19 protein-coding genes and 1 pseudogene are annotated in these 21,724 nt (G+C 74.1%); 11 read left to right on the forward strand and 9 right to left on the reverse strand.

What is annotated here, in order from left to right:
- Positions 1-137 precede the first annotated feature (137 nt).
- The 7 genes from ligD (P696_RS0120990) (at position 138) to P696_RS0121020 (ending at position 5,747) form a co-directional block, all read left to right on the forward strand.
- A complete protein-coding gene (ligD, locus tag P696_RS0120990; protein ID WP_211245817.1) occupies positions 138-1,112 on the forward strand; it encodes a non-homologous end-joining DNA ligase in 975 nt (324 codons plus the stop codon).
- A complete protein-coding gene (gene ligD / locus P696_RS0120995) occupies positions 1,102-2,022 on the forward strand; it encodes a non-homologous end-joining DNA ligase (RefSeq protein ID WP_026413871.1) in 921 nt (306 codons plus the stop codon). Before ligD (P696_RS0120990) ends, ligD (P696_RS0120995) begins: the two co-directional genes overlap by 11 nt.
- Before the next feature lie 151 nt (positions 2,023-2,173).
- On the forward strand, positions 2,174-3,748 hold the full coding sequence (locus P696_RS58250; RefSeq protein ID WP_245627754.1) for a dihydrolipoyl dehydrogenase family protein: 1,575 nt from the start codon (positions 2,174-2,176) through the stop codon (positions 3,746-3,748).
- 82 nt (positions 3,749-3,830) lie between these two features.
- Positions 3,831-4,034: a hypothetical protein gene (locus tag P696_RS0121005; protein WP_026413873.1), complete on the forward strand. Its 204-nt coding sequence runs from the start codon at positions 3,831-3,833 to the stop codon at positions 4,032-4,034.
- Positions 4,035-4,219: 185 nt separating this feature from the next.
- The gene (locus P696_RS0121010) at positions 4,220-4,843 is read left to right on the forward strand and encodes a TetR/AcrR family transcriptional regulator (protein ID WP_026413874.1); all 624 of its coding nucleotides are present in this window, start codon (positions 4,220-4,222) and stop codon (positions 4,841-4,843) included.
- Between the two features lie 113 nt (positions 4,844-4,956).
- A complete protein-coding gene (locus P696_RS0121015) occupies positions 4,957-5,190 on the forward strand; it encodes a DUF3107 domain-containing protein (protein WP_026413875.1) in 234 nt (77 codons plus the stop codon).
- A gap of 266 nt (positions 5,191-5,456) precedes the next feature.
- The gene (locus P696_RS0121020) at positions 5,457-5,747 is read left to right on the forward strand and encodes a GlsB/YeaQ/YmgE family stress response membrane protein (protein ID WP_026413876.1); all 291 of its coding nucleotides are present in this window, start codon (positions 5,457-5,459) and stop codon (positions 5,745-5,747) included.
- 145 nt (positions 5,748-5,892) lie between these two features.
- On the opposite strand, the gene P696_RS57495 is transcribed toward P696_RS0121020, so the two are convergent.
- Complete coding sequence (locus P696_RS57495) at positions 5,893-7,704, reverse strand: serine/threonine-protein kinase (protein ID WP_051467944.1); 1,812 nt, start codon at positions 7,702-7,704, stop codon at positions 5,893-5,895.
- Positions 7,701-8,519, reverse strand: coding sequence for a hypothetical protein (locus tag P696_RS0121030; protein WP_034486060.1), 819 nt, complete (start codon positions 8,517-8,519; stop codon positions 7,701-7,703). The genes P696_RS57495 and P696_RS0121030 overlap by 4 nt, the downstream gene beginning before the upstream one ends.
- A gap of 350 nt (positions 8,520-8,869) precedes the next feature.
- Here P696_RS0121030 and P696_RS58255 point away from each other — a divergent pair, with 350 nt between their 5' ends.
- Positions 8,870-12,481, forward strand: coding sequence for a DEAD/DEAH box helicase (locus tag P696_RS58255; protein ID WP_084337888.1), 3,612 nt, complete (start codon positions 8,870-8,872; stop codon positions 12,479-12,481).
- 249 nt (positions 12,482-12,730) lie between these two features.
- On the opposite strand, the gene P696_RS0121045 is transcribed toward P696_RS58255, so the two are convergent.
- Positions 12,731-13,159: a hypothetical protein gene (locus tag P696_RS0121045; RefSeq protein WP_026413878.1), complete on the reverse strand. Its 429-nt coding sequence runs from the start codon at positions 13,157-13,159 to the stop codon at positions 12,731-12,733.
- Positions 13,160-13,486: 327 nt separating this feature from the next.
- A complete protein-coding gene (locus P696_RS0121050; RefSeq protein WP_026413879.1) occupies positions 13,487-14,173 on the reverse strand; it encodes a glycerophosphodiester phosphodiesterase in 687 nt (228 codons plus the stop codon).
- 69 nt (positions 14,174-14,242) lie between these two features.
- Between P696_RS0121050 and P696_RS0121055 the strand changes: the two genes are divergently transcribed.
- Entirely contained in the window at positions 14,243-15,202 is a 960-nt protein-coding gene (locus tag P696_RS0121055) for an alpha/beta fold hydrolase (protein WP_026413880.1), read from the forward strand.
- A 209-nt stretch (positions 15,203-15,411) separates the two neighbouring features.
- Positions 15,412-16,317, forward strand: coding sequence for an oxygenase MpaB family protein (locus P696_RS0121060; protein WP_026413881.1), 906 nt, complete (start codon positions 15,412-15,414; stop codon positions 16,315-16,317).
- A 150-nt stretch (positions 16,318-16,467) separates the two neighbouring features.
- Here the strand turns inward: P696_RS0121060 and P696_RS0121065 are convergent, their stop codons facing one another.
- The 4 genes from P696_RS0121065 to P696_RS0121080 form a co-directional block, all read right to left on the reverse strand.
- Positions 16,468-17,427 carry a RecB family exonuclease gene (locus tag P696_RS0121065; protein WP_026413882.1) on the reverse strand — a complete coding sequence of 320 codons (960 nt, stop codon included), beginning with the start codon at positions 17,425-17,427 and terminating at the stop codon, positions 16,468-16,470.
- A gap of 10 nt (positions 17,428-17,437) precedes the next feature.
- Entirely contained in the window at positions 17,438-18,148 is a 711-nt protein-coding gene (locus P696_RS0121070) for an MBL fold metallo-hydrolase (protein WP_026413883.1), read from the reverse strand.
- Between the two features lie 10 nt (positions 18,149-18,158).
- Entirely contained in the window at positions 18,159-18,992 is an 834-nt protein-coding gene (locus P696_RS0121075) for a PHP domain-containing protein (RefSeq protein ID WP_026413884.1), read from the reverse strand.
- 149 nt (positions 18,993-19,141) lie between these two features.
- Positions 19,142-19,780 (reverse strand): DUF6758 family protein, encoded by a 639-nt coding sequence (locus P696_RS0121080; RefSeq protein WP_026413885.1) that lies wholly within the window; start codon positions 19,778-19,780, stop codon positions 19,142-19,144.
- Between the two features lie 115 nt (positions 19,781-19,895).
- Here P696_RS0121080 and P696_RS58260 point away from each other — a divergent pair.
- A pseudogene (locus P696_RS58260) lies at positions 19,896-20,138 on the forward strand (NUDIX domain-containing protein); the annotation flags it as partial.
- 46 nt (positions 20,139-20,184) lie between these two features.
- On the opposite strand, the gene P696_RS58265 reads toward P696_RS58260, so the two are convergent.
- Positions 20,185-21,636, reverse strand: a complete 1,452-nt coding sequence (locus tag P696_RS58265) for a CPBP family intramembrane glutamic endopeptidase (RefSeq protein WP_157429823.1) — start codon at positions 21,634-21,636, stop codon at positions 20,185-20,187.
- Positions 21,637-21,724: the final 88 nt, after the last annotated feature.

Consider the following 21,724-nt stretch of genomic DNA (forward strand, 5'->3'; position numbering starts at 1 on the left):
CGGCCTCGCACGGCAATTCCATCCCAAATGGCCATATCTGCGTGCAGATCACATCGGTGTGGCGAACGGGTTCGTTTCGTCCGCAGGTCGGCGGGAGATCCTTTTCCGGGACGCGGGCCGGGGGTAGAAACGGCGTTATGACCATGCCGTGGCCCGTGGAGCCGATGACGGCCGTCACCGGCGAGCTTCCCGACGACACCGCGCGCTGGGGCCTGGAGCTCAAGTGGGACGGCGTGCGCATCCTGACCGGCGTGTCCGCGGACGGCGTGCGGGCGGTGTCCCGGCGCGGCGCGGACGTCCTGTCCCACTACCCCGAGCTGTCCGGGCTGGCCGACCTCCTCCCCCATCACGACGTGGTCCTGGACGGCGAGGTCGTCGCGTTCGAGCAGGGCCGCCCGAGCTTCGGACGGCTGCAGCGGCGGATGCACGTGGCCCGCCCCGGCGCCCGGCTGATCCGCGAAGTGCCCGTCCGGTACGTCGTGTTCGACCTGCTCTTCCTGGACGGCCGGACGCTCTTCGACGTCCCCTACGCCGAGCGGCGCGCGATGCTCGGCGAGCTCGAACTGGCCGCGACCGGCCCGGTCGAGGCCCCGCCCTACCTGGACGGCTCGGACACCGCCCAGGTCACCGAGCTGCTCGCCTTCACCCGCGAGCAGCGCCTCGAGGGCCTGATGGCCAAGCGGCTCGACTCGCCCTACCGGCCCGGCCGCCGGGTCGACTTCTGGCGGAAGATCAAGAACTTCCACACCCAGGAGGTCGTCGTCTGCGGCTGGAAGCCGGGCCGCGGACGGCGCGAGGGCGGCGTCGGCTCGCTGCTGCTCGGCGAGTACGACGCGAAGGGACGCCTCTGCTTCGTCGGGCACGTCGGCACCGGCTTCACCGACCGCATGCTGGACGAGCTGTACGAGCGGCTGTGGCCGCTGCGCCGCCCGTCCAGCCCGTTCGACGACGAGGTGCCGCGCGACGTGGCCCGCGACGTCCAGTGGGTCGAGCCGGAGCTGGTCGGAGAGGTCTCCTACGCCGTCCGGACCCGGGACGACCGGCTGCGGTTCCCGTCCTGGCGCGGGCTGCGCGACGACAAGGACCCGCAGGAGGTGACCCGTGAGCCCTGAGCCGCAGAAGCAGACCGTCCACGTGGACGGGCACGCCCTGTCCCTGTCCAACCTGCGCAAGGAGCTGTACCCGGGGTTCGCCAAGGGCGAGGTGATCGACTACTACGTCCGGATCGCGCCCGCGCTGCTCCCGCATCTGCGGGACCGTCCGGCCACCCGCAAGCGGTTCCCGGACGGCGTCGACGGCGGCTCGTTCTTCGAGAAGAACGCCCCCTCGCACACCCCGGAGTGGGTGCGGCGCGCGACCGTCCCGACGCCGGGCAGCTCGCGCGGGCGCGACAGCCTCGACTTCGTCGTGATCGACGACCTGGCGACGCTGGTCTGGTGCGCGAACCTGGCGGCGCTGGAGCTGCACGTCCCGCAGTGGAAGGTCGGCCCGCGGGGCGCGCTGCACCCGCCCGACCTGATCGTCTTCGACCTGGACCCGGGCCCGCCCGCGACGATCATGGACGCGCGGAAGGTCGCCGTCCTGCTCCGGGACCTCCTCGACGAGGACGGCCTGGCCTGCCACGCCAAGACCAGCGGGAAGAAGGGCCTGCACCTGTACGTCCCGGTCGAGGAGACCGACCGGACGTCGGAGTACGCCAAGCGGGCCGCGCAGCGCCTCGCCGCCGACCATCCGGACCTGGTCGTCGCGAAGATGGGCCGCGACCTGCGCAAGGGCAAGGTCTTCGTGGACTGGAGCCAGAACAGCCCGTCCAAGACGACCGTCGCGCCCTACTCGCTGCGCGCCGCGCCCCGCCCGTCGGTGTCCACCCCCGTCACCTGGGACGAGCTGGAGGCGGCCGGAAGCGCCGAGGACCTGGTGTTCGGCCCCGCCGACGTGCTGGCCCGCGTCGAGCGGGACGGCGATCTCCTCAAGCCCCTCCTCGGCGGCGGACCCGCCGACGAGCACCACCGGCTCCCCTGACCGCCCGGGACGCCTGGGCCGCCCGGGACAGCTGGGACGACCGGGACGAGAATCCGCCGCCGTATGTGTTCGAACCGGCACTCTCCGATGTCGGAGTCCGTCACCATGAGGTACGGGGACCTGACGAGCGGTGCCGGAGGCGGAGTTGTCCATGTCACAGAACCACGTCGAGGCGCGGAACCCTGCCGGGGCGCGGGACCACGTGGAGGGGCGCGACCACTTCGACGTGATCGTGCTGGGCGGCGGGACGGCCGGGGAGCGCGTCGCGGCCGACCTCGCCCAGGCCGGGCGGTTCGTCGCCCTCGTGGAGAACCGCCTGGTCGGCGGCGAGTCGCCGTACTTCGCGTGCGTCCCGTCCAAGTCGCTGCTGCTGTCCGCGCGGCGCGGCGAGACCTGGGAGCTGGCCATCGCGCGCCGCGACGAGGTCACCGGCAACCTCGACGACGACCGCGCCGTCGCCCGGATGGCCGAGGCCGGGGTGACCGTGCTGCGGGGCTGGGGCCGCGTCACCGGCCCCGGCGTCCTCGACGTGGACGGCGCCCGGTTCCGCTTCACCGACCTGGTCGTCAGCACCGGCAGCGAACCGGCCGTCCCGGCCGTCGAGGGCCTCGCGGACGTCCCGGTCTGGACGAGCGACGAGGCGCTGACCGTCCCGGACCTGCCGCGCCGCCTGGTCGTCCTCGGCGGCGGGCCGGTCGGCTGCGAGATGGCCCAGGTGTACGCGGCGTTCGGGTCGGCGGTCACGGTGGTCGAGGCGTCAGGGCGGCTGCTGACGGACGAGGCCCCGTTCGCCGGGGAGATCCTCGCCGACGCGCTCCGCCGCAGGGGCGTCGACCTGCGGCTCGGCGCGGAGCCCGCGCGGGCCGAGCGCGGCCCCGTCGGGCTGCGGCTCTGGCTGTCGGACGGCGGGGTCGTCGAGGCCGACCGGATCCTCGTCGCCGCCGGGCGCCGTCCCCGCGTCGAGGGCCTCGGCCTGGAGACGCTCGGCGTCGCCGTCCAGAGCGGGCGCCCGCTCACGGTGGACGAGACCTGCCGCGTCCGGCTGAACGGCGGTGCCGGGGCCTCGGGGGCCTCCGGCGCCGCCCGAGACGCGACGGCCGGAACCGCAGCGGCCGAAGCCGGAGCCGGAGCCGCCGGGGCCGGGGCGGAGAGCGAGGCGGGGGACGACGGGGCCTGGGCCCAGCAGCAGGCCGCGAACACCGGCCCCCGCGAGGCGACGTGCGGCGAGGCGCTGATGCCGGAACCGGGCGGCGGCGTCTGGGCGGCCGGGGACGTCACCGGCGTCGCCCGCACCACGCACGCGGCCCGCTACCAGGCCCGCGTGGTCGTCTCGAACGTCCTCGGCAAGCGCCGCGAGGCCGACTACCGGGCGATCCCGCGCGTGGTCTACACGGCCCCGACCGTGTACGCGGTGGGGGTCAGCCCCGTCCTCGCCGAGCGGGCCGGGATGCATCTGATCATGGCGGGCGGCGACCTGTCCGCGACGGCCCGCGCGTCCGTGGAGGCCGAGGACCGGGGCCGCGTCGAGCTGTACGCGGACGCCGAACGCGGGCTGCTCGTGGGGGCCGCCGCCGTCGGGGCCTACGCTGAGGAGTGGATGAGTGAGATCGCGCTGGCGATCCGGGCGGAGACGCCGCTGAGCCTGCTCACCGACGTCGTCCACGCCTTCCCCACGTTCGGGGAGGCCGTGGAGGCGCCGCTCCGCGAGCTGGCCGGACGGCTCTGACGCCCGAACCGCCCCGCGCGTCCGGGGACGCTCCGGGGCACCCCGCCCGCACTCCCGCCCGAACGAGGGGGATGAACAAGCGATGAGCGAGACCGAGGACCGGCGGCCCGAGGCCGAGCCGCCCGCCCCGTCCTACGACCGGAACGACGCCGACACCGCCGAGCAGATGGCCGACGTGCGCTCCGACGAGGACGGCCCGCAGGGCCAGCCGCCGATGGACGTGAACGAGGCCGACTTCGTCGAGCAGGGACGCGTCGTCCGAGAGGACGAGGAGGACTACCGCTGACCACCCCGTATCACCCCTGACCTGCCCGGACACGGGTAGGACGGGTGTGACGGACGGGACACGCGCAGCGACCCGAACCCGCCCGTGGGTGACCTTTGAGGTTACCGGCGCGTAGGATGGTGGGATTGATTCGCGCGGCGGACGATCCCCCGGACCGCCGCACCGACCGGTGATCGGAGAGTGTGGTGACCGCGACCCCGGACGCCCGCCCCCGTGGCACGCGCCTGCCGCGTCTGGCGCGGCGCAGGCAGTTGCTCGGCGCTGCGCAGGAGGTGTTCGTCGCCCAGGGCTACCACGCCGCGGCGATGGACGAGATCGCCGAACGGGCGGGCGTCAGCAAGCCCGTGCTCTACCAGCACTTCCCGGGCAAGCTGGAGCTGTACCTGGCGCTGCTCGACGAGCACGCCGAGGCGCTGGTCCGGACCGTCCGCGAGGCGCTGGCGTCCACGAACGACAACAAGCTGCGCGTCCAGGCGGCCATGGCCGCCTTCTACGACTTCGTGGCCGGCGACGGCGAGGCGTACCGGCTGGTCTTCGAGTCCGACCTGCGCAACGTGGCGCCCGTCCGGGCCCGGGTCGAGCGCGCCAACCTGCAGTGCGCCGAGATGGTCGCCCAGGTCATCGCCGAGGACACCGGCGCCGACAGCGACGAGGCGCACCTGCTCGGCATGGGCCTGGTCGGCATGGCCGAGGTGAGCGCCCGCTACTGGCTCGGCCAGCACGGCAAGATCCCCAAGGACACCGCCGAGAAGATGATCGCCCGCCTCGCGTGGCGCGGCATCTCCGGGTTCCCGCGCAGTTCCTCCTGATCGCTCGTTCCGGCGGACGCCCCGACCGGGCACACTCGGACGAGAACGCCTGACGGGCCCCGGACGGCCGGGGTCCCGGACAGGCGGTGGGTTCCGGACAGAAGGAGCGTCGCGTGCAGGTACGCATCGGGGTGCAGTTCGTCCCCAAGGAGCTGGTGGTCGAGACGGGGCTGGCCGCGGACGAGGTCCAGCGCCTCCTCGCCGACGCGCTCGCCGAGAGCGGCGGCGTGTTCGTGCTGGAGGACCGCAAGGGCGGCCGCGTGGTGGTCCCGGCCGCCCACGTCGGCTACCTGGAGATCGGCGAGGACGAGGGCCACTCGGTCGGCTTCGGCGGCACCTACACCTGATCCCGCCCCCGGCCCCGGCCCGGCCCGGGTCACAGCCCGGCTCCGGGCCCCGGCCCGGGTCACAGCCGGGCTCCGGGCCCCGGCCCGGGTCACAGCCGGGCTCCGGGCCCCGGCCCGGGTCACAGCCGGGCTCCGGGCCCCGGCCCGGCTCCCGTCCGCTCCGGCGGGCGGGCATGTTTGAACCCGGGACCGCGGGCATACCGTCCACGGACAGGCCGCCCCCGCACCGGCGGGGCGTCCCAACCACGGAACGGTGATCGAAAGTCATGCTCACGGTCCTCTGGTTCATCATCGTGGGAGCGGTGATCGGCGCGCTGGCGCGCCTGCTGGTCCCCGGCCGCAACCCGATCGGAGTCCTGCTGACCATCGGCGTCGGGATCGTCGGCGCCATCCTCGGCGGGCTGCTCGCCGCCGCGCTCGGCGCCGGATCGGTGATCGCCTTCATCTTCAGCGTGATCATCGCGGCGGTCGGCGTGGTCGCCCTGACCTCGCACGGCACCGGCCGCTGGGGCTCGGGTTCGGGCCGCCTCGGCAGGCGCCGCCGCTCCTACTTCTGACCCCGCCCCCGGCCGGACGACCGCCCCAACGCGGCGTCCGTCCTGAGGCCCGGGACGGCCCGCGCCGCCGCCGGACCGGCGGCCCGGCGCCGTCCGCCCCGCTCGTTCGGAGCCCCCGTGCCCGCACACGGGGGCTCCGGCGCGTTCAGCTCCCGGCCACGGCCTTCAGCACCTCCGGACGCAGCGTGCCGCGCAGTTCCCCGTAGGGGATCCTGGTCGCCGCGTCCTCCCGTCCGCACGCCATGTCGTAGCCGATCTGGGTCACCGGGACGTGGAACTCCACCCCCGTCGGCGTGAGCAGCGCCCGGAGCCCCTCCTTGTCGATGGACTCGGGGGTCAGGTACCGGGTGCCGGTCGGGCGGGTGTCCCGGCCGCAGAAGATGCCGTGGGGCGTGTGCCGTTCGAAGAGGAGGGTCAGGTCGCGTGCTCCCGCCACGGTGTCCACGGCGGGGAGCAGGAGGTCCCGGGTCGCCAGCTTGGTCCCGGTCGTCAGGTCCACCGTCAGCGTCGTCTTGAAGACGGTGTTCCGGTACCCGGACGTCGGGCGGTACCGGACGGACAGGTAGCGCGGCCCCTTCACGCCGACGTCGACCGTGGACGCGGGCTGGAAGGAGTCTCCGGCCGGACGCGTCGGACCGACGAAGGCGGCGAAGTCGGTGTGGGCGTTCTCGGCCCACAGCTCCGCCGGGTCGCGGAGGAGCTTGTTGACGCGGTTCTCGATCGCCGCCGACGCGAGCCCGGTCACGTGCGGGTAGCCGACGGTCGCGGTGGCGTCCGGCCTGGTGAAGGTCTTGGTCTCGCTGAGCAGCGTGACCCGGATCGCCTTCGGGGACGGACTCGCCGCAGGATGCCCACCGTTCTGCGTGGCGACGTAGGTGCCCGCTCCACCTGCGATGACGGTCGTCGCGAGCGCCGCCGCGGCGACCTTCGCCCCGGTGGCGGCCAGCAACCCGCCACCCCCGGCGACACCGGCCGCGCCCGCCGTGCCCGCCGCGCCTGCCGTGCCCGCCGCGCCCGCCGCGGTGGCGGCTCCTCCCGCGCTGAGGGCGGCGAGGGGGAAGGCGGCGGCCAGGGCCATGGCGAGCCCGGCCAGGGCGCGGACGCCCCGGGTCTCCCATTCGGGGCCGTAGGCGGCGGACGCGACGGTCTCCAGCTCGGCGGCGAAGTCGGCGGCGGACGCAGGACGGTCCGCCGCGTCCTTGGCGAGGCCGCGTCCGACGAGGGGACGCAGGGCCTCGGGGAGCCGCTCGAGCGGCGGCGGGGCGGTGAGGTGCAGGTTCGCGAGCGCGGCCCGGCTCTCGGCGGCGAAGGGACGTCCGCCCGTGACGGCCTCCACGAACACGCAGGTCGCGGCGTACACGTCGGTGGCGGGCGAGGCGGGTCCGCCGCGCCACTGCTCGGGGGCCATGTACGCGGGCGTCCCCACCACGGACGCCTCGCCGACCGGGACCGCGATCCCGAAGTCGACCAGCTTGCTCAGCCCGTCCGGCCGGACGACCACGTTGCCCGGCTTGTAGTCGCGGTGGACGATCCCGGCGGCGTGGGCGGCGGCGAGCCCGCGCAGCGAGCCCTTGAGGACGGTCAGCGCCGCCTCTGGCGCGAGCACGCCGTTCTCGGCGAGGACGCGCGCCAGCGGGACGCCGTCGACCGCCTCCATCACCAGCGCCGCACCACCCGCCGACCCCTCCGGCGCGATCACGAACCGGAACAGCCGGACCACGTGCGGGTCGACGACCCGGCCGAGCATGACCGCCTCGTCCCGCAGCCGGGCGAGCCGCCGCGCGCGCTCCTCCGGGTCGTCCGCGGGGAGGTCGAGGTACTTGATCGCGACCGGCGTCCCGGCGTCCTCGTGCCGCGCGAGGACGACCCGTCCCTGCGCCCCCGCCCCGAGTTCGCGCAGCTCCTCGAACCCCGCGACCCGCCACCGCCGTCCGGCGCTCCCGCGGGCCGGGGTCATTTCTTCGAGGCTGCGGCCTGGAGCCGGGACAGGACGTCCGGCTTCACGATGTCCTTGAGCTTGGAGTACGGCGCGCTGAAGGTGAAGCTGGAGCAGTCGGTGCCGATCGTCGACCAGACCAGGTTCATGCCGTTCCGGTCGAAGTACAGCCCGGCGCTCGGCGGCGTCTCGACCGGGCCGTCCTGCTTGCCGGGCAGGAAGTCCTTGCGCTGGATGTCGGACAGGTCACACTGCTTCCAGTCGTCCTTCGGGCCGGACAGCGTGTCCCACAGGTCCTTGGTGTCGTCGAGGGTCTTGCCGGTCAGCACGTCCTCCGGGCCGAGGGCCTTGCCCGCCTTGACGTCCACGGTGACCGGGACGGTCGGCAGCGCCTCCTCGCTCTCGTAGCAGGGGATCATGGTGAACGCGCTGGTCGCGGACACGATGTCCGGGCCGCCGAGGCCGAACCGCACCTTGGTCTGCACGATGCTCGGCTTCCCCTTGCACTGCTTGCGCCGCTCGGCGTCCAGGGTCGCGCCGAACCACTTGACGGCCCAGTCCAGCGGGGCGTGGAACTCCTGCCCGATGCGCTGCTCGACGGCCTTGTCGGCCAGCCCGCCGACCTTGACGTACTCGGCGTCCTTGAACTTGACCAGCTGCTGGGGGTGGTCGCTGTTGTCCTGGAGGACGACCGTCCCCTTCGCCGGGACGTCCGCCGCGGCCGGGCCCCCTCCGCCTCCGTCCCCTCCGGACGAGCACCCGGCCAGCGCCGTCCCGGTCACCGCCACCGCCACCGCCACCGTGACTCTCGCCACATTCCGCACGACCGTCCGCATGCGTTCCGCCTCCCTCGTCCGCGAACCTGGGCGCATCACAGAATGTCAGGATCCCGCCGGAACGGCGGCCAGTCCCGGCCACCCGGAACACGGAAAACCCCGGTCCCGCAGGGCAGGGGGAATACCCCAGATCGGGGAAACGTTGGGACAGGTGATCGGCTATTGGTGTAGGAACACCACCGCCGGTACACTGCGTCGCGGAGTGTGACCGCACGCAGCCACAGTGAGTGACTGCTTTCAACCCCTGACTGCGGTCGCCGTAAGGAATTGATCGACGGCTGGTCCCTCCCGCGCGAGCGCGCGGCCACGGAAAGCGACCGGCGGGCAAGCGGCCTGCCGGGATCGCAGCCGTGCGAGGTCGGCCCGGAGCACCGGCGAACGGGCTCCGGCGGAGCCGACGGCGCTGCGCCGCGAACGGGAGCGAGGACCCCGCATATTGGAGGCTGGAAGCCCTGACTACCTTTGCTGACCTCGGGGTCGTACCCGAGATAGCCGATGCCCTGAAAGCCGAGGGCATCGTCGACGCGTTCCCCATCCAGGAGCTCGCCCTGCCGATCGCGCTGGGCGGCCACGACATCATCGGCCAGGCCCGCACCGGCACCGGCAAGACGCTCGCGTTCGGCATCGCCGCGCTGCAGCGCATCGAGCACGGGCACATCAAGCCGCAGGCCCTGGTCATCGCCCCGACCCGTGAACTGGCCCTCCAGGTCACCGACGACCTGCTGGTCGCGGGCGGCAAGCTCGGCACCCGCGTGCTGTCGGTGTACGGCGGCCGCGCGTACGAGCCCCAGATCGAGGCGCTGCGCACCGGCGTGGACGTCGTCGTCGGCACCCCGGGCCGGCTGCTCGACCTCGCCAAGCAGAAGTACCTCGACCTGTCCGAGGTCAAGGTGCTCGTACTGGACGAGGCCGACCGCATGCTCGACCTCGGGTTCCTGCCCGACATCGAGCGGATCATCAAGCGCGTCCCGGAGAAGCGCCAGACGATGCTGTTCTCGGCGACCATGCCGGGCGAGATCGCCGCGCTGTCCCGCCGCTACCTGACCCGTCCCACCAACGTCCGCGCCGAGGCGCACTCGGAGTCCGAGGCCACGCCGCAGGTCCAGCAGTTCGTGTGGCAGGCCCACCAGATGGACAAGCCCGAGATGGTCGCCCGCCTGCTCCAGGCGGAGGGCCGCGGCCTGACCATGGTGTTCTGCCAGACCAAGCGGGCCTGCGACCGTGTCGCCGCCGACCTGGTCCAGCGCGGCTTCGACGCCGCCGCCGTCCACGGCGACCTCGGCCAGTCGCAGCGCGAGCGCGCGCTCCGCGCGTTCCGCAGCGGCAAGATCGAGGTGCTGGTCGCCACCGACGTCGCCGCGCGCGGCCTCGACGTGGACGACGTCACGCACGTGGTCAACTTCGAGTGCCCCGACAGCGCGGAGACCTACGTCCACCGCATCGGCCGCACCGGCCGCGCGGGGCGCGAGGGCACCGCCGTCACCCTGGTCGACTGGTCGGACATCCCACGCTGGAAGCTGATCAACACCACCCTCGACCTGGACTTCGCCCAGCCCGAGGAGACCTACTCCAGCAGCCCCCACTTCTTCGAGGCCCTCGGCATCCCCAAGGGCACCCGGGGCACCCTCCCGAAGGACCGCCGCCACGGCCGCGCCGGTCTGGAGGCCGAGGAGCTGGAGGACATCGGCGAGACCGGCAAGACCCGCTCCCGCGACCGCGACCGCGACCGGGATCGGGATCGTGACCGGGATCGCGACCGTGGCCAGGACCGGGACCGTGGCCAGGACCGCGAGCGGGACGAGGACCGTCCGCGCCGCAACCGCCGCTCCCGTTCCCGCACGCGCACCCGCAGCGGCCGTCCGCTCTCCGAGCGGCCCGACGTGCTGCCCCCGTCGCAGCCCGTCGAGGAGTTCACGGCGCAGCCGGTCGCGGAGCCCGCTCCGCAGCCCGTCGTGGAGCCCGCGGCGCGTCCCGCAGCGCAGGACGAGCCCGCCGAGACCCCGCGTCGCCGCAAGCGCAGCCGCGGCCGCAAGGACCGGCAGCCCGCCGCGTCCGCCCCGGCCGTCGTCTCCACCCCGGAGACCGCGCCCCCGGCGGAGGCCCTCGTCGAGGACGCCCCGAGGCGTCCCCGCCGTCGCGTCACGACGTCCCAGGACGAAGCCCTGGCCGCCGAGCGCGAGGCCATCCGCAGGGCCAAGCAGGCCGCGGACGCCGAGCCGAAGCGCAAGCGCACCCGCAGGGCCCCCGGCTCCGAGACCCCGGCCCGCCAGGCCGAGGTGAACGGCACCGAGCGCACCCTTCCGGGACGGGCCACCGCAGGTGACCCCACGACCGAGGCGTCCGCCGAGGTCAAGCCCGCGAACACGCCGAACGCCGCCGCCACGGCCGAAGCCGCACCGAAGCGCACCCGCGCCCGCAGGTCGGCCGAGGCCACGACCGCCGCGGACGCGACCGCCGAGGCCACGCCGCGACGGACACGGACGCGCAAGCCCGCAGGGGTGGACGCCGCCGCGACCGCGGAGGCCGCACCGAAGCGCACGCGCAAGAGCGTCGCGACCGAGGCTCCCGCCGAGGTCACGGCCGCCCCTGAGGCGGACACCGCCGCTACGGCCGAAGCCGCGCCCAAGCGCACCCGCACCCGCAAGTCGGCCGAGGCTCCGACCACGACGGAGGCGCCCATCGACGCCCCCGCCACGGCCGAGGCCACGACCGCCACGGACGCGACCGCCGAGGCCGCACCGAAGCGCACGCGGACGCGCAAGACCACGGCGAGTGCCGCCGAAGCCACGGCCGCGCCTGAGGCGGACACCGCGCCGAAGCGCACCCGCGCCCGCAAGACCGTCGTGACCGAGGCTCCCGCCGAGGCCACGACCCCTGCGGACGCGACCGCCGAGGCCGCACCGAAGCGCACGCGCACCCGCAAGTCCGCCGAGGCTCCGACCACGACGGAGGCGCCCATCGACGCCCCCGCCACGGCCGAGGCCACGACCGCCACGGACGCGACCGCCGAGGCCGCACCGAAGCGCACGCGGACGCGCAAGACCACGGCGAGTGCCGCCGAAGCCACGGCCGCGCCTGAGACGGACGCCGCCGCTACGGCCGAAGCCGCGCCCAGGCGCACGCGCACCCGCAAGGCCAGCGCCCCCGAGGTCACGGCCACCGCGGACGCGACCGCCGAGGCCGCGCCGAAGCGGACGCGGGCTCGCAAGGTGACCGCAGGTGAGGTCGCGACCGAGGCGTCTGCCGAGGTCACGGCCGCGCAGGCGGGTGCCGGCGCCGCCGCGACCGCTGAGGCCGCGCCCAAGCGGACGCGGGCCCGGAAGGCCACGGCCACCGCTGCGGCGGACGTGTCCGTCGACGTGAGCGCGACGGCCGAGGCCACGCCGAAGCGGACGCGGACGCGCAAGGCCGCGGTGAGTGCCGCCGAGACCACGGCCGCTCCGGCCGGGGCCGCCGGCGACGCGGTCACCGCTGAGGTGGACGCCGCGCCCAAGCGCACGCGGGCTCGGAAGACCGTCGCGGCCGACGAGGTCGTGGCCGAGGCTCCGGCCGAGGTCAAGACCACGCGGACGCGCAAGGCCGCTGCGGACGCGTCGGACGACGCCGCCGCGACGGCTGAGGTCGCGCCCAAGCGCACGCGGGCTCGGAAGGGCACCGCAGGTGAGGCCACGGCATCCGCCGAGGCCACGGGCGCGCAGGCCACCGCCGAGGCGGCGCCGAAGCGCACGCGGACCCGCAAGGCCGCCGAGGCCGACGGTGCCGAGGTCAAGCCGAAGCGCACTCGGAAGGCGGCCGCTCCGGCGGCCGGGACCGAGGCCTCGGCCGAGGCGGACGCCGCGGCCGAGGCGCCCAAGCGGACGCGGGCCCGGAAGGCGACCGCGGACGCGGCGGAGGCCGAGGCCAAGCCGCGCCGGGCACGCCGTCCGGCGGGTGCTCCGGTCGAGGAGCCGCAGGGCGTCTGACCCACGGAGTGAGAACACAGAAACGCCGGTCCCGGGACATTCGGGACCGGCGTTTTCGTTTCCGCGTAACTGAAGAAATTTCACGTCCGCTGCCGGGGTGATACAGGCCCGCCGTTCTCACGTCACCGGACGAGATCAGCGTTCTCGGCATGAACCCCGGTCCCTCTCACCGCCGGTTCCTCGCATCCGGCGCCGGGGCGCGACGGTCGCGTCCCTGCTCCCGCCGTCCGTGTGCGTGGCGGCGGAGGGTCAGCCGCAGTGGACCCGCTGCAGGACGCGCTCCACGTAGCCGTTGGGGCCGGTGATGCCACCCCTGACGTTGATGCAGTCGACGGGGGCGTAGACGTAGACCGGGCCCGCGTAGTAGCCGAAGGGGCCGTGTTCGTCGTCGGCGTAGGCGCCCGGGTAACGGCCGATGCTGACCTGCGTGTAGGTGAAGGTGCCCGGACTGAAGGCGTTGTACATGAGGGCGCAGTTCTTCTTCGCGGTGGCGTTCCAGTAGACCTCCAGGGTCCCGACCCGGGTCCCTGAGGCGGGGACGGCGTAGACGCCCACCCGGCTGTAACCGGCCCCACAGGGCCCGTCGGCGTGCGCCGGGGCGGCCGTGAGGGCGGGGCTGGCGACCAGGACGGTGGAGAAGGCCACGGCGGCGGCCGTGGACCTGCTGCGCAGGCGCATGCTGCACTCGCTTTCGTCTGTGGGGTGAGGGGATCGCCGCCGTGGCCGGTGGGCCCTCGGCGCGCGGTGCGGCTCATCCAAACACAAACGATCTTGGGCGGCAACGCGCCCGCCCTGGTCACACCGGTGGCGCGTCAGATGAGGACGTCGAGGACGTGCGGGGAACCCGCCGCAGATGTCGTCCATCGTGGCGTCCGCGGCCGAGTCCGGGCACCTGGGCTCGGGCAGCCCGATCCAGGGCGCGGGGATCACCTACGAGGTCCCGGACGCGCTGGCCTCGCATCCGGACGTCCGGCCCCTCGCCGTCCGACCCGCTCGGGGGACGGGTCAGGCGGTGCCGTCGCGGAGGTCGAGGGCCTGGCGGGGGTGGTCGGTGATGAGGACCTCGACGCGTGGGTCGGTGAGGAAGCGGCGCATCTGGGGCTCGGCGTTGACCGTCCAGATCATCGCCGGGAATCCGGCCCGCGCGATCTGGGCGAGGACGCCGACGCGCGCCAGACGGTGGTTCAGCGCGACCAGGTCGGCGCCGGACTCACGGATCGCGCGCACGGGGAGGAAATCCCGGTGCGCGCCGCGTTCCCAGAGGCTGCGTCCCACCGACATCGCGACCCGGACGTGCGGGAAGTCGCGCTTGATCTGCCGGATGCTGGCGACGTCACGGGTGGTGACGACGAAGCCGTCCGGGCCGAGCGCCGCCTCCGCCAGCTCGACCAGTTCGGTCTCGCAGCCGCGCTCCTTGAGGTCCAGGTGGCCGAGGGCGCTTCCGGCGATGATCTCCATCGCCTCGCTGACCAGCGGGATCGGATGGTCGGACAGCTCGGCGGCGCGGTCGCGGGCGAGCCGCGCGAGCGGCAGTCCGCCGACCGTGGGATCGTGGTGGACGACCAGCGCGCCGTCGCCGGTGCGGCGGACGTCGATCTCGACGTAGTCGGCGCCCGAGCGGGCGGCGTCGTGGAGTCCGGTCAGGCCCGCCGCGTCACGGCGGTGGGCGGAGACCGCCGGGTGCGGGGCCACGGCCCGAACGCTACCACCGAAGCGTCTTCGGAGGTGTTCTGACCGGCGCGTTCAGTATGCTGACGGCCCGTGAGTACGCCCCGGTTCCTGACCCTGCCCTCCGGAGTGCGCCGGACGTTCGTCGAGACCTCCCGAGGGAGGTTCGCGGCCCTGGAGGCGCTTCCCGGCTCGGGTGTTCCCGAACGCTGGCCCGCGCTCCTGGTGCCGGGCTTCACCGGGAGCAAGGAGGACTTCCTGTCCGTCCTGCAGACGCTCGCCGCGTCCGGACGGCGCGTCGTCGCGATCGACCTGCGCGGCCAGTACGAGACCCCCGCCGGGACGGGCCCCGAGGCCTACACGCGCGCCGCGCTCGGCGAGGACGTGGCGGCCGTCGCCGCCTCTCTCGGCGCGGAGGGCGCGGCGTCCCTCGGCGTGGAGGGCGCCGCCTCCCTCGGCGCGGACGGCGCGGCGGCCCTCGGCGCGGGCGCGGGTGTGCCCGTCCACCTGGTCGGGCACTCCTTCGGCGGCCTGGTGACGCGGGAGACCGTCCTCGCCCGGGCGACGCGGGTGGCGTCGTTCACCTTGATGAGCTCGGGTCCGGGCGCGCTGACCGGGCCGTCCGCCGACAAGGCCCTGCTGCTGCGCGACTCGATCCCGCAGCTCGGCATGGAGCAGATCTGGTCGCTCGCGCTGGAGCCGGACGCGGTCGGACGCGGCGTCCCGCCGGAGATCGTCGCGTTCCTGCGGGCGCGGACGCTCGGCAACTGCGAGACCGGCCTGATGATCATGGCGACCGAGCTCACCTCCTGCCCCGACCGGGTGGACGAGCTGGCGAAGTTCATGGCCGACGAGGGCCTGCGCACGCTCGTCCTCTACGGCGAGGACGACGACGTCTGGGACCCGCGCGTCCAGGCGGCCATGGCCGAGTCCCTCGGCGCGGAGAAGGTCGTCATCCCGAGCGCCGCGCACTCCCCCTCCGTGGACGCCCCGGAGACCACCGCCGCCGCCCTCACCGACTTCTGGGCCGCCGCCGAACGCGCCCTCCGCTGACCGCCCGCCACCCCGGGACGCCGCCGCCCGACCGCTGACCGATCGTCGCTCCGGGCCGCCGCCCGACCGCTGACCGACCGTCGGCCCGGGACGCCGCCGACCGCTGACCGGCCGTTTCGCCGGGCGCGGGCCGTTTCGCTCACCCCCGCTGGCCGAACTCGATTCGGTAATGACACACTTACCTGAGTTTGTCTCACCGGAGGTGCGTGATGGCGGCAACGGTCGTTCCCCCCGAAAGCGTCACCTGGCGCGTGCACATCGACCGGTCCATGTGGGTCGGAGGCGTCCGCGGGCTCATGCTCCAGGCCCTGCACCCCGTCGCCATGTGGGGCGTCTGGCAGAACTCCACCTTCCAGGAGGACCCGTTCGGGCGGCTCCAGCGCACCGCCGACTTCGTCGGCATGGCGACGTTCGGCAGCCCGGCCGAGATCGAGGAGCTGGCGGCGCGCGTCCGGGGCATCCACCGCAGCCTGCGCATCCTCAACCACGACACCGGCCGGAAGGAGCGCCTCGACCAGCCCGAGCTGCTGCGCTGGGTGCACTGCGCCGAGGTCTCCTCCTACCTGGACGTCGCGCGCCGCTCCGGCCTGCCCCTCACGGGCGCCATGGCCGACCGCTATCTGGACGAGCAGCGCCACACGGCCACGTTCGTCGGCCTGCACGCCGAGGACGTCCCCGGGACCGTCCGGGAGCTGGACGAGTACCTCAACGACATGCGCGGGCAGCTTCGGGTGACGGAGGAGGCCGCCGCGACCGTCCGGTTCCTGCTGTGGCCGCCCCTGCCGGAGAACCTGCGGTTCCTGTCACCGGGCAAGCCGGGCTACTTCCCGTTCGGCGCGCTCTGCTACTACTCGCTGCCCGCCTGGGCCCGCCAGATGTACGGTGTCCTGCCCGATGTGCCGCAACCCGCCGTGACGGCCGCCCTGCGTTCCTTCCGGACGGCCCTGAGCACCGTTCCTGAGCGCCTGCACGACTTCGCCTTCGCCAAGCCCACCCGCGACATGCTGGAGCGCGCCCGGCGGCGTCTGGCGGCCGAGGGCTACGACACGCGCCACGGCCTCTACGGCCTCCGCGACCCCCGCCGCTGGCCCACCCGCACCCCGGCGAACGCCTGACGCCCCCTCGGGAACGGTGGGGCTCAGGCGCACACGCCGTTCCCAGGGGCACTTTGCGCGGCTCAGAGACGTCCCCCTGCGGGCATCCTGACGCTGGACGGAGCCGGGCCCTGACGAGCGCCCACGCCAGGACTCGACCGCCGACGGGCCTTAGGACTCGGCGTCCGTCGCGGCTTGCGACGCGGACTCGCCCTCGGACGCGGCCTGCGACGCGGCCTCGGCGGCGTCGAGGGAGGCCCAGGGGTCCTTGCGCGGCGCGGCGCGCAGGCCCTCGGGGCAGTGGCGCGCGAAGTCGCACCACGAGCACAGGTTGCTCGGACGCGGCGGGAACAGCTCGTCCCACCGGTCGTGCGCGACGGGCGGCGGGGCCTCGCCGGTGCGCGGACGCGGCACCCGGGCCGCCTTGTAGGCCTCATCGGCGGCGGACGCCTCGTCCGCGATCTGCTCGGCGCGGGTGATGTGGCGGCCGAGGGACTCCTCGGTGTGCTCCCAGGCCGCGACGCCGCCGGACGGCATGTGGTGCAGCTCGACCCGGGTGCACGGCTTGTGCAGGACGCGGGACGCGGCGACCGCGTAGATGGCCAGGGCCAGCGAGCCGCGCGCGTCGTCCGGGGTCAGGACGTGACGCCCGGTCTTGTAGTCGACGACGACCAGTTCGCCGTCGCGCTCGTCGAGGCGGTCGATGCGTCCGGACACCGCGATCCGGGACGTGCGGGTCGCGACCGTCCGCTCGACGCCGACCGGCTCGTCCGCCGGGTCGATCCTCGCGACGTACCGCTCGACCATCTCGCGCGCCCGGACGCGCCAGCGCGCGGACTGCTCGCCGTCGCGGAACCCGTCGGTGAGCCAGCCGCGCAGCAGCAGCGTGCCCGCGGCCTCGGGCGTGCGCTCCTCCAGGGGGAGCTTCCACCAGTTCGCCAGGGCGTTGTGGACGCTCGCGCCCACGCTGTTGTGCGCCCACGGCGGGCCCTTCGGCGGGGCCGGACGGTCCAGGTAGGTCATCCGGTACCGGCGGGGGCAGTCCAGCCAGGCGTTCAGCCGCGACGGCGTACAGGTGTACAGCCGTCGCGGCATGCCCTCGAAGCCGAGTTGCTCCTGCTCCTGTGCCAAGGCCGGACGACTACTCGTCGTCGCCCTCGTTGGCGAGCGCGCCCCAGCTCTCCCAGCGGGCGTCCTCGTCGCCGACGGTGGTCTCCTCGCCCTGGCCCGGCAGGACCCGCAGGTCCTTGGGCAGCGGGGTGAGCAGGGCGCCGATCGAGTTCAGCTGCTTGCGCAGGTCGTCGTAGACGCCGCCGATCGAGCCCGGCCGCCCGCGGTGCAGGGTGTCGCCGGAGAAGAGCACGCCGAGCTGCTCGCTGATCACGCTCACGCTGCCCGGGGTGTGCCCGGGGGTGTGCATGATCTCCAGCTGGGCCTCGGCGATCTCGAAGATCCCGCCGTCCTCCAGCCAGATGTCAGGCTCCAGCGCGCGCAGCGCCTTGGCGTCGTCCTCGTCGTCCTCCTCGCGGGCGAGGCGGCCGAAGAAGTCGCGCCAGAGCAGCCGGTCGGCGCGGTGCAGGGCGATCGGGGCCCAGTTCTCCTCGTCCTCCTCGCCGGCCGCGGCGACCTCGAGCACCACGCTGAGGCGGTGCTCGTTGCCGTCGGTCAGCAGGACGGCCATGACCTCGCGGTCGCCGACCTCCTTGAGGATGGCCTCGGCGTCGTTCGCCGGGTCGATCACGATGACCTCGTCGTCGTCGCCGACGATGTAGGTGTTGGTCTCGACCTCGTACTCGGTGTCGTCCAGGGTCACCTGACCCGACGTCACCACCTGTTCGATGCGCGCGTCCACGCCCCGCACCCTACCGCGCCCCGCCCGCGCGGGCGACGAGCCGTTCGAACGCCTCCGGATCGGTCGTCTCGCAGCCGATCCGGTCGCCGCTGGCCTCGCCGTGATCGTCGCTGGCGCCCGTCCCGACCAGGCCGAGTTCCGCGGCGAGGAAGCGCAGGGCCTCCCGGTCGTCCGGCTCCTGGTCGGGATGGTCGATCTCCACACCGTCCAGGCCCGCCTCGGCCAGCCTCCGGATCACCGCGTCGTCGAAGATCTCGTCGCCGCGCCGGACGCGCGGGTGCGCGAGGACCGACACACCGCCCGCGTCCCGCACCAGCCGGACGGCCCGCACCGGGTCGAGCGCGTAGCGGATGACGTGGGCGCGGCCTTCCGCGCCGATCCAGTCCTTGGTGAAGGCGTCCTCGGGGGCTTCCACCGTGCCCGCCTCGACCATCGCGCGCGCGATATGGGGCCGGCCGATCCGCGCGCCGCCCGCGATCCGCTCGACCTGCTCCATGGTCACGGACGAGCCGAGTTCGCGCAGCCGCTCCACCATCGCGCGCCCGCGCGTATCGCGGGCCTCCTGGATGCGCACGAGCTCGGCCTTCAGTTCCGGGTCGTCCGGGTCGAAGAGGTAGGCGAGCATGTGCAGGCTTCGCCCGTCGAGCGCGCACGAGAGTTCCATGCCGGGGACGAACGTCAGGCCGTCCGGGAGCGCGGCGCGCGCCTCGTCCCAGCCGCGCGTGGTGTCGTGGTCGGTCAGCGCCACCACGTCCAGCCCGGCCGCCGCGGCCCGGCGCATCACCTCGGCGGGGGGACGCGTCCCATCGGACACGCTGCTGTGGGTGTGCAGGTCGATCCGCATCCCCCGAGGCTATTGGCTGCCGCGCTCGGAAGGCCCCCCCGTCAGCCGTCCAGGAGCGGACGCCTGCGCGACGCCTGGCCGATTCGCGGCCTGGCCGGTTCGCGGCCGGGAGAGAGTGTTGGTCGACCGGAGTGGGCGGCTTTGGGCGGTCAGGTGTCCAGGAGGGGTGAGGGGGCGCCGAAGGGGACGCTGATCTCCATGCCGGGCTCGCGCAGGTCCAGCAGCGGCGGACGCTCCAGCATCAGCGCCCCGGCCTCGGCGGGCCACAGGACCGTCCACAGCCACAGGCCCTTCGCCTCGCCTACGTAGGCGGCCCGGTCCGCCCCGGACGGCACCGCCCACATCGACACGCCATGCCCGGACGCTCCGCCCGCCTCGAGCTTCACATGCGGCGGATCGGTGTCGAAGCCGAGGCCCGGATCCGGCCCCGGCAGGCCCGCGAAGTGCGCCCCGAGCCCCACGCCCGGCTCCTCGGCGACCAGAAGCAGGTCCGCGGGCCCGTGCAGCAGCCCCGGCCCGGCCAGCGCCACCGCGACGGCACGCGCTCCGGTCCGATCGTCCCCGACGGTGGTGAACCCGGTGACCAGCCAGCCTTTCGGCAGCGGCCACGGCAGCCACACCGGCACCCGCGCGTCCCGCACGACCGCGCACATGCCGTCCCGGTTCGGCCGTTTCGCGGGCTGACGGGGCAGGACGGCACCGTGCGTCTGACACCACCAGTCGCTCGACCAGGCGTTAGGCGCACGAAGACGTCCGGCGCAGCGCGGGCACGCTGTATCGGCCCTCATAAGTACCCACGGTGGTTCGTGCCCCTCGCGATCGTCAAGGTGGTGCTGGTCAAATGTGTCTATGCGTGTTCTTTGCGTGGGCGGAATCGTGTGGGACGACCAGGGCAGACTGCTGATGGTGCGGCGCGGGCGCCCGCCGGGCGAGGGATTGTGGTCCGTCCCGGGCGGACGCGTCGAACCCGGCGAGTCCGACGCCGAGGCCGTGGCCCGCGAGCTGCTCGAGGAGACGGGCCTGATCGTTTCCGTCGGCGACCTCGCGGGCGTCGTGGAGCGTCCCGGGCCGGACGGCGTCACCTTCGTGATCCACGACTACGCCGCCACGGCCGTCGGGGGCGTCCTGCGTGCGGGCGACGACGCCGCCGACGCCCGCTGGGTGGCCGTCCCGGACCTGGACGACCTGCCCCTCACGCCGGGGTTGCTGGAGGCTCTGCGGGAGTGGGGAACGCTACCCCCGGCCCCTGCGGGAGGTTCTGCGGCTCCGGATCGTCGTCCTGGGACACCAGGGACGCCTGGGTCTCCTGAGACGCCTGGGGACGGTCGTGCTCCGGGGACGGGGTCCGGTTCGTGATGCCCATGCGGCGGGCCAGCCAGGTGACGGCCAGGGCGTAGAGCGCGAGGGCCGTCACGTCCGCGAGGACGGGCAGGAAGCCCACGCTGCCCTGGTCGAGGTCGAGCGTCCCGAGCGCGGCCGGGAAGAGGAACGACATCACGTTGTTGAAGATGTGCACGGCCATGCCGGACTCCAGGCCGCCCGTCCGGACGGCCAGCCAGCCGAGGATCGCGCCGAACATGAAGATGTCGACCGGGCCCCAGCCGGTGTAGTCGTGCCCGAAGGCGAACGCCACGCCCGCGACGACGATGCCCGGCCACGGGGTCCGCAGGACGCGGCTCAGGGCGCGCGCGACCGGCGCGGCGCGTCCCTCCAGCGTGTACGCGCCGACCGCCTGGACCAGCCAGCCGCGGAACACGATCTCCTCGGCGGACGCCTGGAACGGCACCAGGAGCAGCACGGCCACGGCCGGGACCAGGAACTTCCCCCAGCCGACCCAGTGGCCGCCGTCCCCGCCGTCATCGCCGCCGCCGAGCGCCCCGGCGGCGACCGACAGGCCGAACGACACGACCAGGAACGCCAGCGACAGCCCGCAGCAGGCCAGCAGCCAGCGCCACCGGATCCGGCCCGTGACCGACAGCAGCGTCCCGGGGCGGCGGCGCTGGATCCACCACGCCCCGAAGGCCGCGACCGGGATCAGCAGCGCCAGCCCGAGCAGGTTGAACACCAGGTCGGCGTTGGTGTTCCCGAAGATCGAGCCGTCCTTGCCCGTCTCGTCCAGGCTGTGCCCGGACGCGCGCCAGACGATCATCATCGGGACCAGCAGGACGAACATCGCAACGAACGCCCCGGCCAGCACGAACAGCGACCCGACCAGCGGACGCCACCACCGGTTCCGCTCCGTCCGGGCGAGCTGGTGGAACGACCGTCCGGGCGGCGGATCGTCCGCCCAGGGCTGTTTGACCTGCTGGTACCCGTATCCGTACGGGTACGGGCTCTGCGCGCCGTATCCGTACCCGTGGGGGTACGGCCCAGGCGCGTACGGTCCGGGCCCGGGAGGGTACTGGCCTTGCGGCTGCGGCTGCGGCTGCGGCGTCGGCGTGTGGCCCTGCGGCCATCCGGGCTGTGGCCCCTGTGGCCCATCGGCCTGTGGCCACTGCCATTGCGGCTGAGGCTCTTGGGGCTGATGCGACTGCGGGGGCGGGGCGTCGTGCGATGGCGGCGAAGCGTCCGGCCGGGCCCAGCCGTCAGGGTCCGGAGGCTGCGGCGAGTCGGACGGATCCGGCGGCCCTGGATGCTGCGACACCTGCGTCTCCCCTGGTCAGCGGCAAGAAAAGGTCCCCGGACGATAGTACGTTCGCGGCGCGGCGGACGCCCCGGACGAGCACCGACCT

Origin of the sequence: Actinomadura oligospora ATCC 43269, from assembly GCF_000518265.1 — a bacterium.
Classification (GTDB): Bacteria; Actinomycetota; Actinomycetes; order Streptosporangiales; family Streptosporangiaceae; genus Spirillospora; species Spirillospora oligospora.